Genomic DNA, 24,936 nt, shown 5'->3' with positions numbered 1-24,936 from the left:
CTCAGCCGACGGTGGGGACCACGCGCAGGTGGGAGGCGGCGCGGCGGGTTCGGCGGTCACGGCCGGCGGCGCGGGGCGTCTCCCGCAGTACGAGCGTCACCCTGCGGCACTCCATCTCCTCGAGCACGGAGGTGATCTCCACCAGCAGGCGGCACTCCGTGGCGCCCCAGCGGGGGTCGGGGTGCAGCAGCGGCCGGACGGAGCCGTCGTGTCCGGCGGCCCGCTCGCCCACCGCGCTCAGCCAGTGCGGCAGACCGTGCCGGAAGGCGGCGTCCATGATCGGGTCCTGGGCGATGTCGCGCCGCACGGCGTGCAGCACGGGGTCGTGCGGGTGCCGCTCGGCGGCCGCGGAGAAGTCCGCCAGCATGGGCAGGCACCAGCTCGCCTCGTGGTCGCCCAGCACGGTGGCGGCGTCGGGGTGGAACAGCACGAAGCGCAGGAAGTTGGCGCCGGGGTGGGCCGTCGGATGCGGCTCCACGCCCTGGAAAAGCGTCCGGAAGGCGCCGTTGGTGAGCAGGACGTCCCACCGGTGGTCCACGACCAGCGACGGGAAGGGAACGGAGTCCAGCAGGACGGCGTAGTCCCGCAGATAGTCCTGGGCGGCCTCGGGAGTCCCGGGGCCGGGCCGCGGTGCCGGCCGCTGCCCTCCTGCCTGAAATGCCATCGGGAGGTCACCCCTCTTGCCTGTGCGGCCTTGACGCGGCGCCCCGATCCTGCTGCCCGGAGCATCGGCATGTCAACTATCGTGGCATTCCGCGACGGTTGACGGCCGAAATTGGCCACAGTTGTGGCGAGACCTGGATGCAAGTTCGATACACCGGCTAGTCTCCGTGAGGTTCACGGCAATCGCTTGTGAGAAGCCTGTGAGAGACGTAGGAGATCTTTCGGTGACGGGTGGCTTCGAGGGTCCGGGCACCGCGCCGACGAACGCGCTGCTCGCCGTCGTCGCCCGGGTCACCGCACTCGCCGACCGGCTCGGCGTGGCGCACAGCGAGGTCTTCGAGGTGGGCAGGCTGTCGGTGGCGTCCGGTGTCCCGGAGCCCGTGGTCAAGGCGCTGCTGAGCGGGCAGCCCGCGGGCGAGCCCGACGTGCAGGCGCGGTTCCTGCAGCGGCTGGACCTGCTGCGCCGTACGCGGCTGAAGCCGAACGGCCGCAAGTACACGCAGCAGGAGATCGCCGACGGCGCGGGCATGTCCCGGCAGCAGGCCGGCGCGCTCATCAACGGCGACCGACGGCCCACCATGGAGCACTGCGACGCCCTCCAGCGGTTCTTCCGGGTGCACGCCGGTTTTCTCACCGCCGAGGACCCGGAGGCGCTGGCGAGTGCCCTCCAGCACACCGAGCAGGAGCTGCTCCAGAAACTCGCGGAGCGGGAGTCGGCCACGGCGGCCGACGATCCGCTCGAGCGGCTGCTGCAGGACCACGGGGTGCGGGGCATCGCCTGGCGGGCTGCGCAGCTGCCCACCGACCAGCACCGCGACAAGGTCGCGGAGTGGCTGGACATGCTCCTGGAGAGCGTCCAGCGGCCCAAGTCGTGACCCGGGGAGAACTGTGGGCATCGGTAGGGAAATGCGCCGCCTGTGCGGCGAGTTGGTCACGGAGCTGACGCTTCCCGTCCCGGCGCGGCCCGCCGACCTCTACGCCGCCCTGTGCGAGGCGATGAGCCGGCGCCGCGGGCGGCCGGTGCTGTTCCGCACGGCGGCCTTCCCGCCGGGCACCGCGAGCGGGCTGTGGCTCGACATGGCGGACCAGGATCTCGTCGTGGTCGAGGAACGCACGGCGCCCGATCACCAGTTGGTGATCCTGGGCCACGAGCTGTGGCACATGAAGGCCGGCCACTGCGGACACCATGTTGAGGGCGCGGGCGCGGACGTCGCGACCCGGTTATGGGGCGCTTCCCTCGACGACGAAGCGCTGCGGGCGACGGTGCTGCGGGTCGCGGCGCGCACGCGGTTCGACCTCGCGGACGAGAAGGAGGCCGAGGCGTTCGGGCTGCTGCTGGCCAGCAAGTGCCGGACGTACCTGGCCGGTTCGTCGCTGCGCGGGCCCGTCCAGCGGGACCATCTGGCGGGGCGGATCGGGGCGTCGCTGGGGTATCTGGGGCCGCAGAGCTGACGCCTTCCGGGCGGACGTGCGGGGTGACGGGGCTTCGCCTCGGGCCGATTGTCAGTGGTGGGCGGCAAGCTGGTGGTGCGCCCCCGTTTGTGCCGGGGGTGCGGGGACCCACGACGACGACACGGGGAGAGCCGAGCGATGCCCACCGCCGTACTGACCGACCGCGAGCGCACCGCCGTCCAGGCCTATCTCAGACTGCTGCACACGGTGAGGGCCGCCTTCGGCGGCGACGGGTCCGGCCCGGCGGGGCCGGCCGTGCTGCCGGTGGTCCCGCCTTCCGTGCTCGCGGAGGCAGAGGCCGCGTTGGAGGGGGCGGGGCTGGCGGGGAACGAAGAGGAGTTCCTCCGGATGGTGGGGGACTGGCATCCCGGACGCTGAGGGTCGCCCCTCGGACGCGGCACGCTTGTGTCTTTTGGACGCGCGCGGTGCCCGGGGCCTGACCGGGGGGTCGGGCGGCTGCGGCCCGGTGGGGGCTTGTCACGCACTTCCCCGCGCCCCTTCCGGGGCGCCCCGCGAGGGGCGCGGGGAACTGCGCGCTCAGCCCTCGCCGGGCCCGCACGCCCCACACTCCCGCCCTCCCCGGCGCGCCGGGCACGCACTCAGCCCTGCGGGTTGGCCATCTCGGGCAGAATCCGCCGCAGCCGCCCCGGTGGTTCCTGGCGTTTGCGCCACTCGCGCGGGTAGCCCACCGAGACCTCCTCGAAGCGGACGCCGTCCTGACGGGTCGTCCGGGGGATGTGCAGATGGCCGTAGACCGAGGTGTGCACGGGGTACCGCCGGTGCCAGTCGTCGGTGAGCGTGGTGCCGCACCACATCGCGAACTCCGGGTACCACAGCACCTCCGTCGGATGGCGGTGCAGCGGCCAGTGGGTGACGGGGATGAGGGGCAGGTCCCCGGGGAGTTCGGCGAGTCGCCGTTCCGTCTCGGTCACGCGGGCGCGGCACCAGTCCTCGCGGGTCGGGTACGGGTCGGGCTGGAGCAGCCGCTCGTCCGTGCAGACCACCCCGGTGCCGTACGCGTACTCCAGTCCCTCCTCCTTGGTGGTGCAGCCGGACGGGAGGAACGAGTAGTCGTACAGGAGGAAGAGGGGCGCCACGGCCACCGGGCCGCCGGGGCCCTCCCAGATCGCGTACGGGTCCTCGGGGGTGAGCACGCCGAGCTCGCGGCACTGCTCGACCAGGTGCTCGTAGCGCGCGACGCCCCGCAGGGTGACGGCGTCACTCGGGTGGGTCCACAGTTCGTGGTTCCCCGGCGTCCAGACCACGCGGGCGAAGCGGCCGGCGAGGGTCTTCAGGGCCCAGCGGATGTCCTCCACGGTCTCCGCGACGTCACCAGCCACCAGCAGCCAGTCCCCGTCGGACTCGGGCCGCATGCCCTCGACCAGGTCGCGGTTCTCGGTGTAGCCGATGTGCAGATCGCTGACGGCCCACAGCTGAGGGCCGTCTCCACCCGTCGCCATCACGGTCGTCCCTTCAGCAGCCGCCGGACCTCACCACGAGATCACATCGACCCCGCCGGAACAACCGCGGACCGTCACCCGGACGTGGTATCAGGACGGCCCTTCTTGGTCGTATGATCTGCCCTACACCACCGCCATGGACACGTCTTTTCCGCACGGCGGTTCGGTGCACCTCCCTACCTCATGCCCGGGCTCGGGCGGCTCCGCCCTGCCCGCACACCGTTGAAAGGCGGCCTGCATGGTCTCTCGCGTACGCGTCTGGCTCAACCGCACGTACGCGGAGAACGTGTTCTTCATGGATCAGCTGCGGCGAAATCCCAGCGACCGGGCCGTCGAGATCCACGCCACCCACGGTGACCCCGACTCCCCCGTCCTCGCCGCGGCCGACACGGCCGAGCTGGAGCCGGAGGGCCTCTCCCCCGCGGCGTACGTCGAGTACGCGCTCACCCAGTGCGAGCGGCGCGGGATCGACGTGTTCGTGCCCCGGCTGCACCAGTCCGCGATCGTCGCGCACCGCGCCGACTTCGAGGCGGCCGGGACCGCGCTGCTGGCGCCGCCGCCCGAGGCGGTGGCCGTGTTCGAGGACAAGGTGGTCGCCTACCAGGCGGTCGAGTCGATCGGCGTCCCGGTGCCGCCGTGGTGGCGGGCCCGCGACGCGGAAGAACTCCTCATCGCGGTGGAGGAGTTGGAGCGGCTGGGACACCGGGCGTGCTTCAAGCCCGCGTCGGGTGCGGGCGGGGTCGGCTTCCGCATGATCACCCGCGAGCCCTTCTCGCTCTCCCAGCTGAAGGGCTTCCCCAGCCCCGAGGTCCCGCTCGACCAGGTGCTGGAGTCCCTGCGGCGGGCGGAGGAGCCCGTCGACTGGCTGGTGATGCCGCGGCTGGAGCAGCCGGAGGTCTCCGTGGACTGCCTCACCGGGTCCGACAACCGGATCCGGCTGGCGATCGGCCGCACCAAGCACGGCCGCCGCCGGGGCTTCACGCTGCACGAGCGGTGGCTGGAGCCGGCCCGCCGCATCGCGGAGGGCTTCGGACTGCACCATCTGTCCAACATCCAGTTCCGGATGCTCGGCGACCGGCCGGTACTGATGGACGTCAACACCCGCCCCGCGGGCGGGTTGCACCAGCTCTCTCAGTGCGGGGTGAACGTGCCCTGGGCCGCCGTGCGGCTGGCGCTCGGCGACGACCCGGGCGAGATCGGCCCGCCGTTCCTGGGCCAGGACTACACGGTGGTGTCCGCGCCCCGCCCGCTGCTGCCGGTGACGGTGCCACGGCAGCGCACCGGCCCGGCCACGGTCACGGGCACGCTGGACGCCCTGCCGGCGCCGGCCACGACCGTGGAGGCGCGGGCGGCGTCGGGAGCGCTGCAGTAGGGCCACCGCGCCGGGGGTGACAGCGGGCCCATCGACAGGCTCCCGGAAATTTCTGAAAGAAATCTCCGCCAGGGTGTATCAGGCCCCGGTGTGCGTGCTCTTGATGATGAACGGCGACTGGGGAAGCCGCCGGGGGGAGCACGGGGGAACGGGGGGAGCTCGGGTCGGTCGGCCGCTGTCACGGGGAGCGACCGGCCGGCCCGATGCCAGCGTCCCCTTTGCCGAGCCCCGGTGGGCGAGCCTCTACCGGCCCAGGTAGGCGAGTCCTGGGTGGACGGCCGTGTAGGCGTCGACCAGTCGGCGGGCCACGCTCACCGAGTCCACCAGCGGGTGCAGGGCGAAGGCCTTGACCGCCGTGGCGCGGGATCCCGACCGGGCGGCGGCCAGCACCTCGCGTTCCACGGCCTTCACGGCGCAGACGAGACCCACGGCGTGCCCGGGGAGCTGATCGACCGAGACGGGGTGCGCCCCGTTGGCGTCCACCAGGCAGGGCACCTCGATCACGGCGTCCTCGTCCAGCGGGGAAAGGGTGCCGCGGTTGCGGACGTTGAGGATCAGGGTGGCGCGCTCGTCCCGGGCGATCGCCCGCATCAGCGCGAGCGCCACCCTCTCGTAGCCGCCCGACAGATCGTCCGCCTCGCGCTCCCCCGCGCCGGCCGCCTCCCGGTTCTCACTCATGTAGGTCGCCTCCCGCTCGGCGCGGGTACGGTCCCACAGCTCCAGCGCGGACACGTCCGGGTCGGCCGTCCCGGCGTAGAAGATCTCCTGCTGGTCCCGCAGGAAGGCCCCGCGGGTCCGCTCCGCCTGCTGGTACGCCCGCACGGCCTCGCGGTTGAAGTAGTAGTAGTGCAGGTACTCGTTGGGGATCGCGCCCAGCGAGCGCAGCCAGTCCGCCCCGAAGAGCCGGCCCTCCTCGAACGAGCCGAGCAGCGCGGGGTCGGCGAGCAGACGAGGCAGCTGGTCCTGGCCGGCCACGCGCAGACCGCGTACCCAGCCGAGGTGGTTGAGGCCGACGTAGTCGATCCACGCCTGGTCCGGCTGCGCGCCCAGCACCCGGGCGATACGGCGGCCGAGGCCGACCGGCGAGTCGCAGATGCCGATGACGCGGTCGCCGAGGTGGTGGGACATGGCCTCGGTGACGAGACCGGCCGGGTTGGTGAAGTTGATGACCCAGGCGTCCGGAGCGAGGCGGGCGACCCGGCGGGCGATGTCGACGGCGACGGGCACGGTGCGCAGCCCGTAGGCGATGCCTCCGGCGCCCACGGTCTCCTGCCCGAGCACCCCCTCGGCGAGGGCGACCCGCTCGTCGTTCGCCCTGCCCTCCAGTCCGCCGACGCGGATGGCGGAGAACACGAAGTCCGCGCCGCGCAGCGCCTCGTCCAGATCGGTGGTCGTGATCACCTCGGGCGCGTCGGACACCCCGGCGGCCTGCTCCCCCAGCACCCGGGAAACGGCCCGCAAGCGGCCCGCGTCCACGTCGTGCAGCACCACCCGGGTCACCCGCCCCGCGCCCCGGTCCCCGAGCAACGCCCCGTGGACGAGCGGCACCCGAAAGCCACCACCACCAAGAATCGCCAGCTTCACACCGACACCTTTCCACCCAAGAGCCACCCCGACCTTACTCGCGCCCCGAAGGGGCGCGGGGAACTGCGCGACCATCCCCCACGGCGCGACACCCGCCAGGCCAGGCGGCACAAAGCCACCCCCTAGAACACACGCGCACCGCAAACGCCCGGAAGGGGCGCGGGGAACTGCGCGACCATCCCCCACGGCGCGACACCCGCCGGTACACCCCACCCCTCACCCCCGAAGGCGTCCCCGCCCCGAAATCCCTCTCACCGGTGAGGCGACACCCCTTACCCCCTCCCGATACTGAAACCCCCGCCCCGAGGAGCCCCCCTCATGACCCTCCGCTCCACCTTCGCCGAGGCGACGACCCGCTGGCGTCCCACCAACCCCTACGTCCTTGACGCGGCCCTTGCCGCACTCACCCTCTTCGCCGTCTCCCTCCAGTGGATCTTCCCCGACGGGGGCGACGACCCCCTCATCTGGCAGGGCTGGCTCCTCGGCGCCGCCACCGCCGTCCCCCTGATCTGGCGGCGCCGGGCCCCCTGCGCCGTCGCCTGTGCGGTCTCCGTCGCCACCCCCGCACAGGCGCTCCACCACGCGCCCCCGCCGGACGTGATGTACGGCGGCATGGTCGTCCTGTACACGATGGCGGCCCAGGCCCGCCCCTGGCAGCGGCGGCTGATGCTCACCGGCTGGATGATCGGCGTCGTCGTCACCATGCAGCACCAGACACACAAGGCCCCCTTCGAATACGCCTTCCATCTGATGGGCCTCGTCGCCGCGTACGCACTGGGCATGCTCGCGCGCGTGCAGCGCGCCTACACCGCCGAACTGGAGGACCGTGCCCGTCGCCTGGAGCGGGAGCGGGCCGCGGACACCGCCCGGGCGCGGGCGGAGGAACGCGCCCGCATCGCGCGGGACATGCACGACATCCTCGCGCACGCGGTGAGCCTGATGGTGGTGCAGGCGGAGGCCGGGCCGGTGGTGGTGCGCAAGGACCCGGACCGCGCGGAGGCGACCTTCGACACCATCGCCTCCACCGGCCGCGACGCGATGGCTCAACTTCGGCGTATCCTCGGCGTGCTGAAGGAGGAACTGCCGGAGGGGGGCACCGGGTCGCCCCGGCTGCCGCAGCCGGGCGTGACGGCGTTGCCGGAGCTGGTCCGGCAGGTGGGGCGCTCCACGGGGCTGCGTGCCGAGCTGCGGACCTCCGGGGAGCCGCGTCCGCTGTCCTCGGACACGGAGGTGGCGGCGTACCGGGTGGTGCAGGAGGCGCTGACCAACACCCTGAAGCACGCCCGCGCCTCCCGCGCGCTGGTGGAGCTGGACTGGGCGGACGACCATGTGTCGCTCACGGTGACGGACGACGGGCGGGGGCCGTCCGCCGGGCCGGGCGGGCACGGGCTGATCGGCATCCGGGAGCGGGCCGCCGCCTGCGGGGGCAGTGCGGAGACCGGTGAGGCTCCGGGCGGCGGGTTCCGGGTCGCCGTACGGCTCCCGGTGGCGGCGCAAAGGGAAAGGGCACTCGGCTGAGTGTCCGGGCGGCGGACGGGCCAGGCCGCTCGGCCGGGTGTTCCGGCGGCGGACAAGCCAGGCCACTCGGCTGAGCGCCAGGGCGGCGGTGGAGAGGGAGGGGCGCTCGGTTGAGCATCCGGGTGGTGGTGGCGGACGACCAGGAGCTCGTCCGCGCGGGTTTCGGCATGATCCTCGACGCCCAGGACGACATCGAGGTGGTGGCCGAGGCGGCGGACGGGCAGGAGGCCGTGTCCGCGGTGCGCCGGCACGGCCCGGACGTGCTGCTGCTCGACATCCGCATGCCGGTGATGGACGGCCTGGAGGCCGCCCGTCTGGTGTGCGCGGAGTCGGCCTGCAAGGTGGTCATGCTGACCACGTTCGACCTGGACGAGTACGTGTACGAGGCGCTGTACGCGGGCGCCAGCGGGTTCCTGCTGAAGGACGTGCGCCGGGACGACCTGGTGCACGCGGTGCGGGTGGTCGCGGCGGGCGAGTCGCTGCTCGCACCGACGGTGACCCGGCGGCTGGTCGCGGACCTGGTGAAGCGCCGACGGGCGCAGCCGGCGGCCGCCGACGGTTCTCCCCCGCCCGGCCTGGACGCGCTCACCGCCCGCGAGGTGGAGACGCTGCGGCTGCTGGCCCGCGGCCTGTCCAACGCGGAGATCGCCCGCACTCTGTTCGTCAGCGAGCACACGGTCAAGACGCATGTGAGCAACGTGCTGTCGAAGCTCGGTCTCAGGGACCGGGTGCAGGCGGTGATCCGCGCGTACGAGTCCGGGCTCGTCACCCCGGGAGCCCCCTGAGGTCACGTGAGATCCCTCTGAGGAGTGAGCCGGCAGGCCCTCTCCCCCGTACGGGCGAGGGACACGAACCGCTCCTCCCGGCGATCCGCCGGACCGCCCGGTGGCACGACGCTGAAGGTGTTCGACGCACCGTCAACGCCGGGGAGGGATCGTGCTCACCGCACTCGCCCGGACGGCCACCCGCCGTCCACTGACCGTGATGCTCCTGTGGGGGCTCTTCCTGCTGCTGGGCTTCGGCCTGGGGACGGGCATCTTCGCGCGCCTCTCCGACAACGTGCCCGAGGTGCCCGGCACCGAGTCGGAGTCGGCCGCGCGGTATCTCGAGGAGATGGACCCCGCGGGCTCCTCGATCACCGGCGTGGTGGCCGGCACGCCCGTCGCGGACGCCGGCCTGCGCGCGGAGGTCGAGCGGGCCGTGGCCGACGTGCGGGAGGTGGCCGGGGTCGCCGCCGTGCCGGACCCGTACGTCACGCCGGGGATGATCGCCGAGGACGGCCACGCGCTGATCGTCCCCGTCACCCTGGAGGGCGGGCTCGACGACGACGCGGAGGAGCGCACGCTCGACGCGGCGGCCGAGCGGATCCGGGAGATCGACGCGCCCGACGTCCATGTGAGCGGGGGGCCGCTGCTGGGGCTGCAGATGGGTGAGCGGGCCCAGCAGGACGTCAAGAACGCCGAGTTGATCTCGCTTCCCGTGGTGCTGGCGCTGCTGCTGGTGGTGTTCGGCGGGCTGCGGTCGGCGCTGCTGCCGCTGGTCGTCGCGGTCAGCGGCATCGCGGGGGCGTTCCTGGCGCTGTTCCTGTTCAGCGAGGTCACCGACATCTCGGTGTACGCGATCCAGGTGACGACGATGCTCGGCCTCGGACTGGCCGTGGACTACGCCCTGTTGATGCTGGTGCGGTTCCGTGAGGAGCGCCGGACCACGGAGGACGTCGTCGAGGCGGTGCACCGGACGGTGGCGGCGGCCGGGCGGACGGTGCTGTTCTCGGGGCTGACCGTCGCCGTGAGCCTGACCGGGCTGCTGGTGTTCCCCAGTGTGTTCCTGCGCAGCATGGGGCTCGCGGTGGCGGCGGTGGTCGTCATCGACATGCTGGCCGCCCTGACGCTGCTGCCGGCGCTGCTGGTGCGGTTCGGCGGGCGGATCCCGCCGGCGAAGACGCCGAGGAACGGCGAGGAGGAGGGCCGGTTCTTCGCCCGGGTCGCCCGTTTCGCGGCCCGGCGCAAGGTGGCCGTCCTCGCCGTGACGGTGCCGGTGCTGCTGGTGCTTGCCCTGCCCGTGCCGGGAATGAGCATCGCCGTCGGGGACGCACGCCAGCTCCCCGCGGACAGCGAGGCGCGGCAGCTTCAGGACACCGTCGCCGCCCACTTCCCTCCGGGCACCGGCGTCTCCCCCGTGGTGGTGGTCGCCAGGCCGGGCACGGACGACGCGACCGCCGACCGGATCCGGGCGCTGGGGCCGGGAGCCACGACGCGTGAACTGCCGGGCGGCGGTGCGGTGATCGAGATCCGGCCGCCCGGGGAGGCGGACGGCGCGGAGGCGACCGCGCTGGTGGAGCGGGTGCGGGAGGTCCGCGGCGACGCGCCGGTCGAGGTGACCGGCACGGCGGCACGTCTGGTCGACTTCCGGGAGATGCTCGCGGAGCGGGCGCCCTGGGCGGCGCTGACCGTGCTGGCCGGCATCGTGGTGCTGCTGTTCGCGTTCACCGGCTCGGTGCTGCTGCCGCTGCGCACCGTCGTCACCACGCTGCTCAGTCTGGCCGCCGCCCTGGGCGTGGTGGTGTGGGTCTTCCAGGACGGTCATCTCGCCGGGCTGCTGGGCGCGGAGGGCCTGGGGGCGCTGAGCCTCACCGCGCCGCCATTGATCGTCGCGATCGCGTTCGGACTGGCCATGGACTACGAGCTGTTCATCCTGGCGCGGATGCGGGAGGCGCGGCTGCGCTCCGGCGACGACCAGGAGGCCGTGGTGACGGGTCTGAGCCGCTCGGGCCGGGTGGTCACCTGCGCGGCGCTGCTGCTGGCGGTGGTGTTCGCGGCGTTCATGACGGGCGGGTTCTCCCCCATCCTGCAGATCGGTCTGGGGCTCACGCTGGCCGTGCTGATCGACGCGACGGTCGTGCGGATGCTGCTGGTGCCGGCCACGATGGCGCTGCTCGGCCGCCACGCCTGGTGGGCGCCGCGCCCGCTGCGCCGCGCCCACGAACGGTTCGGTGTGCGGGAGGAACAGCCCGAACTCCCGCGCGAGAAGGTGCCGTCGGGAGTGTGAGGGTCCGTGCGGCGCCCGGGGCTCCGGCCACCCGGGCGCCGCGCGCACACCCCGGCCCGGTTTCCCCGGTTCGCTCCCATTCGAAAGGTGAACTCCCGTACAGGCGCCACACTTTCACGGTTACACCTCTTGACGCCGAAGGACACCCGGAGCACATTGGCGGGACCGTGAGAGCGCTCTCATGCGATGTTCCGGGCTCTCCGGTCACCCACCCCCACGCGACCCCCACCCCCACGCGATCAGCACCGAGAGGTTCATCCCCCCATGAAAGCCACCTCCGGCACCCCCCGTTCCCCCCACAGGCGACGCCGGCTCCGGCACACGCTCGTCGCCCTCACGGGCGCACTGGCGCTCGGGGCCGGCGCCCTCGCCCTGGGCGGCCCCGCCGCGAGCGCCTCCGTGCCGCCCCCGCCGTCGGGCTGGACCCAGGTCTTCGCCGACGACTTCGACGGCGCCGAGGGCAGCGGCGTCGACACCGGCAACTGGCGGTACGCCACCGGCACCGGCTATCCCGGCGGCCCCTCCAACTGGGGCACCGGCGAGATCGAGACGATGACGTCGAACCCGGAGAACGTCTCCCTCGACGGCAACGGCAACCTCCGTATCACCCCGCGGCGCGACGGCGCCGGCAACTGGACGTCGGGGCGCATCGAGACCAACCGCGACGACTTCCAGCCCCCGGCCGGCGGCACGCTGCGGGTCGAGGCGCGTATCCAGGTCCCGAACGTCACCGGTGACGCGGCCAAGGGCTACTGGCCCGCGTTCTGGATGCTCGGCGCCCCCTACCGGGGCGACTACTGGAACTGGCCCGCCGTCGGCGAGCTGGACATCATGGAGAACACCCAGGGCATGAACACGGTGTTCGCCACGATGCACTGCGGCACCTCACCGGGCGGCCCGTGCAACGAGACCAGCGGCATCGGCGGCGAGACCACCTGCCAGGGCACGACCTGTCAGGCCGGCTTCCACACCTACCGGATGGAGTGGGACCGCTCGTCGGCCGTGGAGGAGATCCGCTTCTCCCTCGACGACGCCACCTTCCACACCGTCAGGGAGGACCAGGTCGACGCGACCACCTGGTCGAACGCCACGCACCACGGCTTCTTCGTCATCCTCAACGTGGCGATGGGCGGCGGCTTCCCCGACGCGTTCGGCGGCGGCCCCGACGCGGGCACCCAGCCCGGCCACTCGATGCTCGTGGACTACGTGCAGGTGCTCACCGCCTCCTGACCCACCGGTCCCACCCCCCACACCCGGCCTCCTGGGCCGGTGACGAGGGCCCCGCGCACCCCGCGCGGGGCCCTCGTCCGCGTCCCGGTCGCCGTCGCTCAGCGGTGCTCCGCACGGAACGCGGCCGGGGCGGTGCCCGTGTGCTGCTGGAAGAACTTGGAGAAGTTCGCCGCGTCCGCGAACCCGACGGCGGCTCCCACCCGCCCTACGGGCAGATCGGTGTGCGCGAGGAGTCGTTTGGCCTCCAGCACCACCCGCTTGTCGATGAAGGCCTTCGGCGTCTCGCCGGTGGCGGCGCGCACCACGCGGGCCAGGGTGCGCCGCGAGTAACCCAGGGCGTCGGCGTACGCGGTGACACTGTGGTTGGTCGCGAAGTCCCTTTCCACCGCGTCCCGGAAGAGGGTGAAGGCGCTGTCCTCGGCCGGCGGAGCCGCGTCCCCCGAGCCCGCGGCGAGATGGGCGAGCCGCAGCAGGAACGCGGTCAACGCGTGCCGCAGCACGGCCGTGTGCAGGCTCAGCGGCAGGGTCTCGGTGTCCTCGTACTCGCGGCGCAGCTGGTCGGAGGCGGCGCGGAGCGCTGCGAGCCGGGCCGGGCCGGGGCGCGTCAGCGGGGGCAGGTCGTAACGGTAGAGGCCAGTGGCCTCGACCGTCGCGCGGGGCAGGAAGCCGGGCTGCATGGCGAGGACGGTTCCGCGGTACTCGACGTCACGGGAGAAGCGGTGGACCTGCCCCGGGCGGATCCACAGCACGTCGCCCGCCGTGGCCTCGTACTCGGTGAAGTCGATCATGTGCCGGAGGGGTCCGCCGTCGAGCAGCATCACGATGTGGAAGTCGATCCGGTGGACCCGGTCCAGGGGCGCGTCGGCGCGCCAGGCGCGGTCGGGGCCCATGGGGGCGATCTGCATGCCGACCCCGCAGACACTCCGTTCGACCGGGAAGGGAAAGGTTCTGATTCCGCCGCCGTCGCCCCCGTCCGCCGTCCGGGCACCGCCGTCACCCCCCTGGGGGAATCCGCCCGCCATGTCTCCCATGTCCGTCACATGCCTGCCGGGCGCCCCGTGGAGGGCCGCCCGTGTCCCACTTTCACCACAGGCTGACACACCGGAACCTCGTTGTGAATAAGTCAGACTTTTACTTTTGAACGCGCTGCAGAGTTCCTTACGCCCGGATCGAGGACCACGTGGAGACGAGCACCCGCACGGAGGACCGGCCCGGCCGGCCGGCGGGAATCGGCGGACGCCGGGCGCGGTTGACGCGAGCGCGAGAGAGAAGACGATCAGCGTGATCCGCAGCATGTACGAAGAAGTGTTCGACACCGTCGGCGGGCACCGAGCCGGCGGCCGGCCGCCCCCGCGGGAGTGCACCGGGGTGAAGGACCCCGCGGACGAGGACACCCTGTATGGGGAGGACCGCTCCGCGGCGGCCGGAGGCGCGTACGGCGAGGTGACGCGGCAGCCGGGGAACCCGGGCAGGGAGAGGTTCATGGGCGCCGGGCCTTGGCCCCACCAGGCGGCGGCGACGGCGTCCGACAGCGAGGGAGTTGACGCGGAATGACCGACGAGACCACCGAACCGGCGGTGGACGCCCCCGAGGCGGCGCCGGAGGAGCCGGCGAAGGCCGGCCCTGCCCTCGCCGCGCCCCCGCCCGGCTGGGCCAACCCGCTGCGCGACCCCCGGGACCGCCGGCTGCCCCGGATCGCGGGCCCGTCCGGTCTGGTCATCTTCGGGGTGACCGGCGACCTGTCCCGCAGGAAGCTGATGCCGGCCGTGTACGACCTCGCCAACCGGGGACTGCTGCCGCCGGGCTTCTCCCTGGTGGGCTTCGCCCGCCGCGACTGGGAGGACCAGGACTTCGCCGAGGTGGTGCACGACGCGGTCAAGGAGCACGCGCGCACCCCCTTCCGCGAGGAGGTCTGGCAGCAGCTGTCGGAGGGCATGCGGTTCGTGCCGGGCGACTTCGACGACGACCACGCCTTCGACCAGCTGCGCAAGGCCGTCGACGAGCTGGACGCCTCCCGCGGCACCAGCGGCAACTACGCCTTCTACCTCTCCGTCCCGCCGAAGTTCTTCCCCAAGGTGGTGCAGCAGCTCAAGAAGCACGGGCTCGCGGACGCACCCGAGGGGTCCTGGCGGCGCGCGGTCATCGAGAAGCCGTTCGGGCACGACCTCAGGTCCGCGCAGGAGCTCAACGGGATCGTGCACGAGGTGTTCGACCCCGAGCAGGTCTTCCGGATCGACCACTACCTGGGTAAGGAGACGGTCCAGAACATCCTGGCGCTGCGCTTCGCCAACCAGATGTTCGAGCCCATCTGGAACCGGTCGTTCGTGGACCATGTGCAGATCACCATGGCCGAGGACATCGGCATCGGCGGCCGGGCCGGCTACTACGACGGCATCGGCGCCGCCCGTGACGTCATCCAGAACCACCTGCTCCAGCTCATGGCGCTCACCGCGATGGAGGAACCCGCCTCCTTCGACGCGGCGTCGCTGCTCACCGAGAAGCTGAAGGTGTTCCGTGCCGTGCGGCTCCCCGAGGACCTGGGTCGGCACACCGTGCGTGGCCAGTACGCGGCCGCCTGGCAGGGCGGCGCGAAGGTGCGCGGCTATCTCGAGGAGGACGGCATCGACTCGTCCTCGGCCACCGACACCTACGCGGCGATCAAGCTCGGGGTGGACAACCGCCGCTGGGCGGGCGTGCCGTTCTACCTGCGCACCGGCAAGCGCCTCGGCCGCCGGGTCACCGAGATCGCGGTGGTCTTCCAGCGGGCGCCGCACTCCCCCTTCGACACCTCCGCCACCGAGGAGCTCGGCCAGAACGCCATCGTGATCCGCGTCCAGCCGGACGAGGGCATGACGGTGCGGTTCGGCTCCAAGGTCCCCGGGACCTCCATGGAGCTGCGGGACGTGACGATGGACTTCGCCTACGGCGAGTCGTTCACCGAGTCCAGCCCGGAGGCCTACGAGCGGCTCATCCTGGACGTCCTCCTGGGTGACGCCAACCTGTTCCCCCGTCATCAGGAAGTGGAAGAGTCCTGGAAGATCCTCGACCCGATCGAGGAGTACTGGGCGTCGCACGGCAGGCCTGCGCAGTACCCATCGGGCAGCTGGGGACCCGCGGAAGCCGACGAGATGCTCGCACGAGACGGACGGAGCTGGCGCAGGCCATGAAGATCGACCTGACCGACACCACGGCAAGCAACATCAACAAGGCGCTGGTGCGGGGCCGCCGCGCCATCGGCACCCCCGCCGTCGGCATGGTCCTGACGATGGTGATCGTCACGGACGAGGAGAACGCCTACGACGCCATCAAGGCGGCCGAGGAGGCCTCGCACGAGCACCCCTCGCGCACCCTGGTCGTCATCAAGCGGCACGCCCGCAACCCGCGCGAACGAACCCGGTCCCGGCTGGACGCCGAGGTACGGGTGGGGTCCGAGGCGGGCACGGGCGAGACGGTGGTGCTGCGCACCTACGGCGAGGTGTCCGAGCACGCCGACTCGGTGGTGCTGCCGCTGCTGCTGCCGGACGCCCCGGTGGTGGTGTGGTGGCCCGCCGACGCGCCCGAGAACCCCTCCGGGGACCCGCTCGGCGCGCTCGGCCAGCGCCGGATCACCGACCTGTACGCGGCGGAGGACCCGATGGCGGTCCTGCGCGCCCGGGAGCGTGCCTACGCGCCCGGCGACACGGACCTGGCCTGGACCCGGCTGACCCTGTGGCGTTCCATGCTGGCCGCCGCCCTCGACCAGGCCCTGACCACCGTCACGTCGGCGACCGTCGAGGCCGAGGCGGAGAACCCGGCCGCGGAACTGCTGGCGCGCTGGCTGGAGGCCCGGCTGCGGGTCCCCGTGGACCGGGTGGTGACCGCGGGCCCCGTGGTCACGGCGGTCCGGCTGGGCACCGAGGACGGCGAGATCGTCATCGACCGCCCCGAGGGCCCCCTGGCCACGCTCACCCTGCCCGGCCAGCCCCCGCGCCGGCTGGCCCTGAAGGTCCGCTCCACCGCCGAACTCATCGCCGAGGAGCTCAGGCGCCTCGACGCGGACGAGATGTACGCCGTCGCCCTGCGCGGCGAGGCCACCGAGGAGATCCCCGCCCATGTCTGACGTCCCCGAACCGACCCGCCGCCCCGAGTGGGCCGCCCTGGAGCAGCACCGCGCGCAGGGGCTGCCGGGCCTGCGCGACCTGTTCGACACCGACCCGTCCCGCGCCGAGCGGTACGTCGTGCACGTCGGCGACCTGCGGATCGACTACTCCAAGCATCTGGTCACCGACGAGACGCTGCGGCTGCTGCGGGAGCTGGCCGCGGCCACGGACGTGTCCGGGCTGCGGGACGCGATGTTCCGCGGGGAGCGGATCAACACCACCGAGGACCGCGCGGTGCTGCACACCGCGCTGCGGGCGCCGCGGGACGCGGTGGTCGAGGTCGACGGGGAGAACGTCGTCCCGGCCGTGCACGCGGTGCTGGACCGGATGGCCGACTTCGCGGACCGGGTCCGCTCCGGTGAGTGGACCGGTCACACGGGCCGGCGGATCCGTAACGTCGTCAACATCGGCATCGGCGGCTCGGACCTGGGCCCGGCGATGGCCTACGAGGCGCTGCGTGCCTACACCGCGCGGGAGATGACGTTCCGGTTCGTCTCCAACGTCGACGGCGCGGACCTGCACGAGGCGGTCCGGGACCTGGATCCGGCGGAGACGCTGTTCATCGTGGCGTCGAAGACGTTCACCACGATCGAGACGGTCACCAACGCGACGTCCGCCCGCGACTGGCTGCTCGAGGCGCTCGGGGACGAGAAGGCGGTGGCGCGGCACTTCGTGGCCCTGTCGACGAACGCGGAGAAGGTGTCGGCGTTCGGGATCGACACGGCGAACATGTTCGAGTTCTGGGACTGGGTCGGCGGGCGGTACTCCTACGACTCGGCGATCGGGCTGTCGCTGATGATCGCGATCGGCCCGGACCGGTTCCGGGAGATGCTGGACGGGTTCCGGATCGTCGACGACCACTTCCGCACCGCCCCGCCGGAGGCCAACGCGCCCCTGCTCATGGGCCTGTTGGGGATCTGGTACAACAACTTCCACGACGCGCAGTCGCACGCGGTGCTGCCGTACTCGCACTACCTGTCGAAGTTCACCGCCTACCTCCAGCAGCTCGACATGGAGTCCAACGGCAAGTCGGTGGACCGCCAGGGCAGGCCCGTGAGCTGGCAGACGGGACCGGTCGTGTGGGGCACGCCGGGCACCAACGGGCAGCACGCCTACTACCAGTTGATCCACCAGGGCACCAAGCTCATCCCCGCCGACCTGATCGGCTTCGTCCGTCCGATCGCCGAGCTGAGCGACGGTCTGAAGGCGCAGCACGACCTGCTGATGGCCAACCTCCTCGCGCAGGGACAGGCGCTGGCCTTCGGCAAGACGCCGGACGAGGTGCGCGCCGAGGGCGTGCCCGAGGACCTGGTCCCGCACAAGACCTTCCAGGGCAACCACCCCACCACGACGATCCTGGCCACCGAGCTGACCCCGTCGGTGCTCGGCCAGCTGGTCGCGCTGTACGAGCACAAGGTGTTCGTACAGGGCGCGATCTGGAACATCGACTCCTTCGACCAGTGGGGCGTCGAACTCGGCAAGGTGCTCGCCAAGCGCGTCGAGCCCGCCCTCACCGAGGGCGCCGACGTCCCCGGCCTCGACCCGTCCACGGCCGCGCTGGTGGCCGCCTACCGCGAACGCAGGAAGTGAACTGACATGCAGATCGGTCTTGTTGGTCTCGGCAAGATGGGCGGCAACATGCGCGAGCGGCTGCGCCGCGCGGGCCACACCGTCATCGGCTTCGACACCAATCCCGCGGTGTCCGACGTGCCGCACCTGTCCGACCTGGTCGACCAGCTCGACGGGCCGCGCGCGGTGTGGGTGATGGTCCCCGCGGGCGGCCCCACCCAGGAGGTCATCGACCGGCTGGCGAGCCTCCTCAAACACGACGACGTCGTGGTGGACGGCGGCAACTCCCGCTGGACCGACGACGAGAAGCACGCCAAGGAGCTGGCCGCCCGGGGCATCGGCTTCGTCGACGCGGGCGTCTCCGGCGGCGTCTGGGGCCTGGAGCACGGCTACGCCCTCATGGTCGGCGGCGAGGCGGAGTACGTGGAGCGGCTCAAGCCGGTCTTCGACGCCCTCAAGCCGGACGGCCCCTACGGGTACGTCCACGCGGGCAAGGTCGGCGCCGGGCACTTCGCGAAGATGGTCCACAACGGCATCGAGTACGCCATGATGCAGGCCTACGCCGAGGGCTGGGAGCTGCTGGAGAAGGTCGACTCGGTGGACAACGTGCGGGAGGTCTTCCGCTCCTGGCAGGACGGCACCGTCATCCGCTCCTGGCTGCTGGACCTCGCGGTGAACGCCCTCGACGACGACGAGCACCTGAGGAAGCTGCGCGGTTACGCCGAGGACTCGGGCGAGGGCCGCTGGACGGTGGAGGCGGCCATCGACAACGCCGTGCCGCTGCCCGCGATCACGGCGTCGCTGTTCGCCCGGTTCGCCTCCCGGCAGGAGGACTCGCCGCAGATGAAAATGGTCGCGGCACTGCGCAACCAGTTCGGCGGGCACGCCGTCGAGACGAAGAAGGCGTAGGCGTCGTGGGGGATCTGCTGCTCGCGCGGCACGGGGAGACGGAGTGGAGCAGGTCGGGCCGTCACACCGGCGGCACCGACCTGCCGCTGACGCCGGCCGGCGAGGCGCAGGCCAGGTCCCTGGCCCCGCTGCTGGCGGGCCGCGCCTTCGCCCTGGTGCTCAGCAGCCCGCTGGCCCGTGCCCGCCGCACCGCCGAGCTGGCGGGCCTGGCCGGCGCCGAGCCGGAGCCGGACCTGCGCGAGTGGGACTACGGGGCGTACGAGGGCGTGACCACCGCGGACATCCGCACCACCCGGCCGGACTGGGACCTGTGGACCGACGGGGTGCCGCCGGGCGAGGAGTTCCCCGGTGAGTCCCCGGAGCAGGTGGGCGTCCGCGCCGACCGCGTGCTGGCCCGGATCGCCGCGGCGCTGGAGGAGGGGGACGTGATGCTGGTGGCCCACGGCCACCTGCTGCGGGTCCTCACGGCGCGCCGGCTGGGTCTCCCCCCGTCCCACGGGCGTCTCTTCCGGCTGGAGACGGGCACGCTGAGCCGGCTGTCCCTGGAGCACGGCTCTCCGGTGATCGCGGAGTGGAACACCCGGCCGCCCGCGCCGGCCCAGGACTGACCGTCCTTCTCCTCGCTTCCGGCGCGTCCCGTCGGCCCTCCCGGCCCGGCAGGGCGCGCCTTTGGCGCTTCCGGAGGTGTGTGCACGGGGGGGGCAACGGCATCCATGAAGCGGTCGGGACGCGTCAGCGGCGGATCAGGAATGGAGAAGCACCCGCGGGGGCCGTCGGCCTAGGCTGTCGGTGGCGCGCGACGCCCGGGGCGGGGGACGCCGTACGGGCCGGCCGGGGGCGCGCCGCCACGGACCGGCCGGACGCACCCTGCCGCCGGCCGGACCGAGCCGGGGAACGCCGGCGGGGACCGCGGAGACGGACCCGCCCGACGGATGGAGAACCACGACCATGGTCACGAGCACGGACCCGCAGCGGCCGGGCGGACACGTCGCCGACAGCCACGACCTGATCCGCGTGCACGGGGCGCGCGAGAACAACCTCAAGGACGTCAGCGTCGAGCTGCCCAAGCGCCGCCTGACCGTGTTCACCGGCGTGTCCGGCTCGGGCAAGAGCTCGCTGGTCTTCGACACCATCGCCGCCGAGTCGCAGCGCCTGATCAACGAGACGTACAGCGCCTTCCTCCAGGGGTTCATGCCGACGCTGGCCCGCCCCGAGGTGGACGTGCTGGAGGGGCTGACCACGGCGATCACCGTCGACCAGCAGCGGATGGGCTCCGACCCGCGCTCCACGGTCGGCACCGCCACCGACGCCAACGCCATGCTGCGCATCCTCTTCAGCCGTCTCGGCAAGCCCTACTTCGGCCCGCCCGGCGCGTTCTCCTTCAACGTGGCCTCGGTGACGGCGAGCGGCGGTTTCACCGTCGACCGCGGCGGCGACAAGACGAAGACCGAGAAGGTGACCTTCTCCCGCACCGGCGGCATGTGCACCCGCTGCGAGGGCCGCGGCACCGTCACCGACATCGACCTCACCCAGCTCTACGACGACTCCAAGTCGCTCAACGAGGACCCGTTCACCATCCCCACGTACACCGGCGGCGGCTGGGTGGTGCGGATCATCGCCGAGTCCGGCTTCTTCGACCCGGACAAGCCGATCCGCGAGTACACCAAGAAGGAACGCCACGACTTCCTGTACCGCGAGCCCACCAAGGTGAAGGTCGGCGGCGCCAACCTCACCTACGAGGGGCTGATCCCCAAGCTGCAGAAGTCGATGCTCAGCAAGGACCGGGAGTCGATGCAGCCGCACATCCGGGCCTTCGTGGACCGGGCGGTCACCTTCACCACCTGCCCCGAGTGCGACGGCACCCGGCTCACCGAGGGCGCCCGCTCCTCGAAGATCCAGGGAATCAGCATCGCCGACGCCTGCGCCATGGAGATCAGGGACCTCGCCGAGTGGGCGCGGGGCGTGGACGAGCCGTCCGTGGCGCCGCTGCTCACGGCGCTGCAGCACACCCTCGACTCGTTCGTGGAGATCGGCCTCGGCTACCTGTCCCTGGACCGGCCGTCCGGCACGCTGTCCGGGGGCGAGGCGCAGCGGGTCAAGATGATCCGGCACCTCGGCTCCTCCCTCACCGACGTCACGTACGTCTTCGACGAGCCCACCACCGGGCTGCACCCGCACGACATCCAGCGGATGAACAACCTGCTGCTGCGGCTGCGCGACAAGGGCAACACCGTGCTCGTGGTCGAGCACAAGCCCGAGGCCATCGCGATCGCCGACCACGTCGTCGACCTGGGACCCGGCGCCGGCACCGAGGGCGGCACGGTCTGCTTCGAGGGCACCGTCGAGGGGCTGCGGGCCAGCGGCACGATCACCGGCCGCCACCTCGACGACCGCGCCTCGGTCAAGGACACCGTCCGCAAGCCCACCGGCGCCCTGGAGATCCGCGGCGCCACGGCGAACAACCTGCGACACGTCGACGTCGACGTCCCGCTCGGCGTGCTGACCGTCGTCACCGGTGTGGCGGGCTCCGGCAAGAGCTCCCTGCTGCACGGCTCGATCCCCGCCGACCAGGGCGTGGTCTCGGTCGACCAGACCCCGATCCGCGGCTCCCGGCGCAGCAACCCGGCGACCTACACCGGCCTGCTGGAGCCGATCCGTAAGGCGTTCGCCAAGGCCAACGGCGTCAAGCCCGCCCTGTTCAGCGCCAATTCCGAGGGCGCCTGCCCCACCTGCAACGGCGCCGGGGTCGTCTTCACCGACCTGGGGATGATGGCCGGCGTCTCCACCACCTGCGAGGACTGCGGCGGCAAGCGGTTCGACGGGTCGGTGCTCGAGTACCGCTTCGGCGGGCGGGACATCAGCGAGGTGCTCGGGATGTCGGTGACCGAGGCGGAGGAGTTCTTCCGGGAGGGCGAGGCGCGGCTGCCGGCCGCCCACAAGATCGTGCAGCGGATGGCGGACGTCGGGCTCGGCTACCTCACCCTCGGCCAGCCGCTCACCACCCTGTCCGGCGGTGAACGGCAGCGGCTGAAGCTCGCCACGCACATGGGCGACAAGGGCGGCGTGTACGTGCTGGACGAGCCGACCACCGGTCTGCACCTCGCCGACGTCGAGCAGCTGCTCGGCCTGTTGGACCGGCTGGTCGACTCCGGCAAGTCGGTGATCGTCATCGAGCACCACCAGGCCGTCATGGCGCACGCCGACTGGATCATCGACCTGGGCCCGGGCGCCGGCCACGACGGCGGGCGGATCGTCTTCGAGGGCACCCCGGCCGAGCTGGTCGCCGCCCGCTCCACCCTGACCGGCGAACACCTCGCGCAGTACGTGGACGCCTGACCGCGGACCGGGTGCGCCGGGGCGCTCGTTCAGGGTCTTCCGTTTGGATCAGGCCGGATCAGGGAGCGGGGTCCGGTGCCGTGCATCGCAAGGCGGAGGAGGGCGGCAGGGCGGAGCCCTGACAACCGACGACAACGCGGCGAGGCGCGGTGCCAGGGCCCGCGAGCCCGGACTGACCCAAACGAAAGGCCCTAGACTAGGCCCCGGCGCCCCGGCGCGGGATGCCGTACGCCCGGTCGACGTGCAGGCGCAGCACCAGCCGGCGGTCGCGGACCATCGCCGCCCGGTACTCCTCCCAGTCCTCGTGCTCGCCGTTGATGTCCCGGTAGAGCCGGATCAGCTCCTCCACCGTCTCGTCGTACGGCTGCCCGGCGACCGGCGTCAGCTCGGCGGTGCCCTCCGCCACGGTGTACGCCCAGCGGTCCGGGGTGGTCACGTGGTACGACGCCCGGGGGTCGCGTCGCAGGTTGCGGGTCTTCGCCCGGTCGTCGGTGAGGGAGACGCGGACGACCCGCTCGTCGGGGTAGTAGGCGTGCATGACGTTGGACAGCTGGGGCCGTCCGTCGCGTTTGATCGTGACGAGCACTCCGCCGTGCCCCTCGGAGAGCAGGGCGAGCAGTGCGTTCTGTTCTGCGTCCTGGGTCATGCTTCGATCAACGGCCCGCACGGGGCCGGCGTTCCCCGGAGGTGTGCGATGGCGGTGCTGCGGCAGGAGGTCGACCCCGGCGAGGCGGGGCTGGACCCGGGCGCGCTGGAGCGGCTCGACCGTGAGCTGGCCCGCCGGGTCGACGGCGGGGAGATGCCCGGGTTCCTGGTCGCCGTCGCCCGCGCCGGACGTGTCGCGCATCTGACGGCGTACGGGGCGCGGGACCTGGCGGCCGGTCTGCCCGTGGAGAGCGACACCCTGTGGCGGATCTACTCCATGACCAAGCCGGTGACCACCGTGGGCGCGCTGATGCTGGTGGAGGACGGGCTGCTGTCCCTGGACGACGAGGTGGGCCGCCACCTCCCGGCGTTCGCGGAGCCCCGCGTCCACGTGGACGGCTCGGGCGACCGGATGCGGACCCGTCCGGCGGCCGGTCCGCTGCTGGTACGGCATCTGATGACGCACACCGCCGGACTGACGTTCGCCTTCTACCACGCCCATCCGGTCGACGCGCTGTACCGTGCGGCCGGGCTGGACTCGTCGGTGGCGCCGGGCACGGACCTCGCCGGGACGACGGACGTGTACGCGACCCTGCCGCTCCAGTTCGACCCGGGCACCCGCTGGAACTACTCGGTCGCCACGAACGTGCTCGGCCGTGTCGTCGAGGTCGTCTCGGGGCGTCCCCTCGACGTCTACCTGGCCGAGCGCGTGTTCCGGCCGCTCGGCATGGAGGACGCCGGGTTCGAGGTGACCGACGCGCAGACGGGGCGGCTGGCCGAGCTGTACGGCGAGACGGACGACGGGGGCATCGAGCCGATCGACGGGCTGCCGCTGCGGGGCCGCCCCCGCTTCCTGTCCGGCAGCGGCGGCATGGTGGCGTCCGCGCACGACATGCACCGCTTCATGGAAATGCTGCGCCGGCGCGGCGAACTCGACGGCACCCGGCTGCTCCGCCCGGAGACGGTCGCCCTGATGACCCGCAACCACCTTCCGGGCGGCGCCGATCTGCGCACCGTCGGCGTCCCCCCGCACGACGACCCCGGCAACGAGGGCGTCGGGTTCGGCCTCGGCGTCTCCGTGGTCGTCGACCCGTCGCGCACCCGTGAGCCGTCCGGTCTCGGCGCCTACGGCTGGAGCGGGGTGGCCACCACCACCTTCTGGGTCGACCCCGGCCGCGACCTGACCGTGCAGTTCTACACGCAGGTGCGGCCCAGGTCCTCCCACACCGTCTACCGCGACCTCAAACGGCTGGTGCACCAGGCACTCGCCGACTGACCTCCGCACGGCGACGGTTCCACCGGCCGGCAGGTGTCACGACAGGTGCCCCACCGCGTCCAGGTGCGGGAGGTGGTGGTCGAGCCGTTCCCGCTTGGTGCGCAGGTAGGTGATGTTGCTCTCGCACGGCTCGATCAGCAACGGCACCTGCTCGTCGACCTCCACACCGTGCCGGACCAACGCCTCGCGCTTGCGCGGGTTGTTGGACATCAGCCGCACCGACCGCACGCCCAGGTCCTTCAGCATCCCGGCGGCCACGGCGTAGTCGCGGGCGTCGACCGGCAGCCCGAGCGCCAGGTTGGCCTCCACGGTGTCCAGGCCCTCCGCCTGGAGCGCCATCGCGCGCAGCTTGGCGAGCAGACCGATACCGCGGCCCTCGTGGCCCCTCAAGTAGACGACGACGCCCGCCCCTTCGGCCACGACCGCGCGCAGCGCCGCAGCCAGCTGGTCGCCGCACTCGCAGTGCTGGGAGCCGAAGGCGTCGCCGGTGAGGCACTCCGAGTGCAGCCGGGTCAGCACCCGGTCCGCGCCCAGGTCGCCGTGGACGAGGGCCACTTGTTCGTCACCGCGGTCGTGGTCCAGGTAACCGATCGCCTGGAACTTCCCGTACACGGTGGGCAGCGGCGCATTCACGACGCGTTCCACACCGGTCCGCCGCTGAGGCTGCTTGCCGAGTACGCCTATTTTTTCTGTCATGATTCCCGAGTTCCTAAGCAGAGACGAAAGGCCGTGACG

21 protein-coding genes and 1 pseudogene are annotated in these 24,936 nt (G+C 72.4%); 16 read left to right on the top strand and 6 right to left on the bottom strand.

Annotation, left to right across the window (positions count from 1 at the left end):
- Window position 1: 1 nt before the first annotated feature.
- Window positions 2–664 (bottom strand): hypothetical protein, encoded by a 663-nt coding sequence (locus MTR79_RS12320; protein ID WP_244790145.1) that lies wholly within the window; start codon window positions 662–664, stop codon window positions 2–4.
- Window positions 665–887: 223 nt separating this feature from the next.
- Between MTR79_RS12320 and MTR79_RS12315 the strand changes: the two genes are divergently transcribed.
- From MTR79_RS12315 to MTR79_RS12305, 3 genes are all read left to right on the top strand, one after another.
- Window positions 888–1,538, top strand: a complete 651-nt coding sequence (locus MTR79_RS12315; RefSeq protein ID WP_086704631.1) for a helix-turn-helix transcriptional regulator — start codon at window positions 888–890, stop codon at window positions 1,536–1,538.
- 31 nt (window positions 1,539–1,569) lie between these two features.
- On the top strand, window positions 1,570–2,115 hold the full coding sequence (locus tag MTR79_RS12310) for a toxin-antitoxin system, toxin component (RefSeq protein WP_086704630.1): 546 nt from the start codon (window positions 1,570–1,572) through the stop codon (window positions 2,113–2,115).
- A gap of 138 nt (window positions 2,116–2,253) precedes the next feature.
- Entirely contained in the window at window positions 2,254–2,493 is a 240-nt protein-coding gene (locus tag MTR79_RS12305) for a hypothetical protein (protein WP_048460143.1), read from the top strand.
- Between the two features lie 221 nt (window positions 2,494–2,714).
- Here the strand turns inward: MTR79_RS12305 and MTR79_RS12300 are convergent, their stop codons facing one another.
- Window positions 2,715–3,575, bottom strand: a complete 861-nt coding sequence (locus tag MTR79_RS12300; RefSeq protein WP_189366412.1) for a metallophosphoesterase — start codon at window positions 3,573–3,575, stop codon at window positions 2,715–2,717.
- 238 nt (window positions 3,576–3,813) lie between these two features.
- On the opposite strand from MTR79_RS12300, the gene MTR79_RS12295 reads away from it, so the two are divergent.
- On the top strand, window positions 3,814–4,947 hold the full coding sequence (locus MTR79_RS12295; RefSeq protein ID WP_244790143.1) for an ATP-grasp domain-containing protein: 1,134 nt from the start codon (window positions 3,814–3,816) through the stop codon (window positions 4,945–4,947).
- Between the two features lie 243 nt (window positions 4,948–5,190).
- On the opposite strand, the gene MTR79_RS12290 is transcribed toward MTR79_RS12295, so the two are convergent.
- Window positions 5,191–6,531 carry a 6-phospho-beta-glucosidase gene (locus tag MTR79_RS12290; protein ID WP_244790141.1) on the bottom strand — a complete coding sequence of 447 codons (1,341 nt, stop codon included), beginning with the start codon at window positions 6,529–6,531 and terminating at the stop codon, window positions 5,191–5,193.
- A gap of 318 nt (window positions 6,532–6,849) precedes the next feature.
- Here MTR79_RS12290 and MTR79_RS12285 point away from each other — a divergent pair, with 318 nt between their 5' ends.
- From MTR79_RS12285 to MTR79_RS12270, 4 genes and pseudogenes are all read left to right on the top strand, one after another.
- Entirely contained in the window at window positions 6,850–8,049 is a 1,200-nt protein-coding gene (locus MTR79_RS12285) for a sensor histidine kinase (RefSeq protein WP_244790139.1), read from the top strand.
- 110 nt (window positions 8,050–8,159) lie between these two features.
- On the top strand, window positions 8,160–8,834 hold the full coding sequence (locus tag MTR79_RS12280) for a response regulator transcription factor (protein ID WP_086704618.1): 675 nt from the start codon (window positions 8,160–8,162) through the stop codon (window positions 8,832–8,834).
- 151 nt (window positions 8,835–8,985) lie between these two features.
- Complete coding sequence (locus MTR79_RS12275) at window positions 8,986–11,097, top strand: MMPL family transporter (protein ID WP_244790137.1); 2,112 nt, start codon at window positions 8,986–8,988, stop codon at window positions 11,095–11,097.
- 264 nt (window positions 11,098–11,361) lie between these two features.
- Window positions 11,362–12,321 (top strand): annotated as a pseudogene (locus MTR79_RS12270) (glycoside hydrolase family 16 protein); the annotation flags it as partial.
- A 104-nt stretch (window positions 12,322–12,425) separates the two neighbouring features.
- Here MTR79_RS12270 and MTR79_RS12265 read toward each other — a convergent pair.
- Entirely contained in the window at window positions 12,426–13,349 is a 924-nt protein-coding gene (locus MTR79_RS12265; protein WP_244793134.1) for an AraC family transcriptional regulator, read from the bottom strand.
- Window positions 13,350–13,608: 259 nt separating this feature from the next.
- Between MTR79_RS12265 and MTR79_RS12260 the strand changes: the two genes are divergently transcribed.
- The 7 genes from MTR79_RS12260 to MTR79_RS12230 all read left to right on the top strand — a co-directional run bounded on the left by MTR79_RS12260 (window position 13,609) and on the right by MTR79_RS12230 (window position 22,280).
- Window positions 13,609–13,881: a hypothetical protein gene (locus tag MTR79_RS12260; protein ID WP_244790135.1), complete on the top strand. Its 273-nt coding sequence runs from the start codon at window positions 13,609–13,611 to the stop codon at window positions 13,879–13,881.
- Window positions 13,878–15,494: a glucose-6-phosphate dehydrogenase gene (gene zwf / locus MTR79_RS12255; protein WP_086705156.1), complete on the top strand. Its 1,617-nt coding sequence runs from the start codon at window positions 13,878–13,880 to the stop codon at window positions 15,492–15,494. The genes MTR79_RS12260 and zwf overlap by 4 nt, the downstream gene beginning before the upstream one ends.
- On the top strand, window positions 15,491–16,426 hold the full coding sequence (gene opcA, locus MTR79_RS12250) for a glucose-6-phosphate dehydrogenase assembly protein OpcA (RefSeq protein ID WP_086705157.1): 936 nt from the start codon (window positions 15,491–15,493) through the stop codon (window positions 16,424–16,426). Before zwf ends, opcA begins: the two co-directional genes overlap by 4 nt.
- Window positions 16,419–18,056, top strand: coding sequence for a glucose-6-phosphate isomerase (gene pgi, locus MTR79_RS12245; protein ID WP_244790133.1), 1,638 nt, complete (start codon window positions 16,419–16,421; stop codon window positions 18,054–18,056). The genes opcA and pgi overlap by 8 nt, the downstream gene beginning before the upstream one ends.
- A 6-nt stretch (window positions 18,057–18,062) precedes the next feature.
- Window positions 18,063–18,944 (top strand): phosphogluconate dehydrogenase (NAD(+)-dependent, decarboxylating), encoded by an 882-nt coding sequence (gene gnd, locus MTR79_RS12240; RefSeq protein WP_086700673.1) that lies wholly within the window; start codon window positions 18,063–18,065, stop codon window positions 18,942–18,944.
- Between the two features lie 5 nt (window positions 18,945–18,949).
- Window positions 18,950–19,552 carry a histidine phosphatase family protein gene (locus MTR79_RS12235; protein WP_086700674.1) on the top strand — a complete coding sequence of 201 codons (603 nt, stop codon included), beginning with the start codon at window positions 18,950–18,952 and terminating at the stop codon, window positions 19,550–19,552.
- A gap of 340 nt (window positions 19,553–19,892) precedes the next feature.
- Entirely contained in the window at window positions 19,893–22,280 is a 2,388-nt protein-coding gene (locus MTR79_RS12230) for an excinuclease ABC subunit UvrA (protein WP_122215822.1), read from the top strand.
- Between the two features lie 196 nt (window positions 22,281–22,476).
- Here MTR79_RS12230 and MTR79_RS12225 read toward each other — a convergent pair whose 3' ends face one another.
- Window positions 22,477–22,926: a PPOX class F420-dependent oxidoreductase gene (locus MTR79_RS12225; RefSeq protein ID WP_199218597.1), complete on the bottom strand. Its 450-nt coding sequence runs from the start codon at window positions 22,924–22,926 to the stop codon at window positions 22,477–22,479.
- A 48-nt stretch (window positions 22,927–22,974) separates the two neighbouring features.
- Here MTR79_RS12225 and MTR79_RS12220 point away from each other — a divergent pair, with 48 nt between their 5' ends.
- Window positions 22,975–24,201: a serine hydrolase domain-containing protein gene (locus tag MTR79_RS12220; RefSeq protein WP_244790131.1), complete on the top strand. Its 1,227-nt coding sequence runs from the start codon at window positions 22,975–22,977 to the stop codon at window positions 24,199–24,201.
- A gap of 36 nt (window positions 24,202–24,237) precedes the next feature.
- Here the strand turns inward: MTR79_RS12220 and ribA are convergent, their stop codons facing one another.
- Window positions 24,238–24,897, bottom strand: coding sequence for a GTP cyclohydrolase II (ribA, locus tag MTR79_RS12215; protein WP_048458900.1), 660 nt, complete (start codon window positions 24,895–24,897; stop codon window positions 24,238–24,240).
- Between the last annotated feature and the right edge of the window lie 39 nt (window positions 24,898–24,936).

The organism is Streptomyces sp. BJ20 (genome assembly GCF_022869105.1).
Lineage (GTDB): Bacteria > Actinomycetota > Actinomycetes > Streptomycetales > Streptomycetaceae > Streptomyces > Streptomyces griseoincarnatus.
The sequence above is the reverse complement of the archived record's forward strand: the minus strand, read 5'-3'. Positions and strand labels throughout refer to the sequence as shown.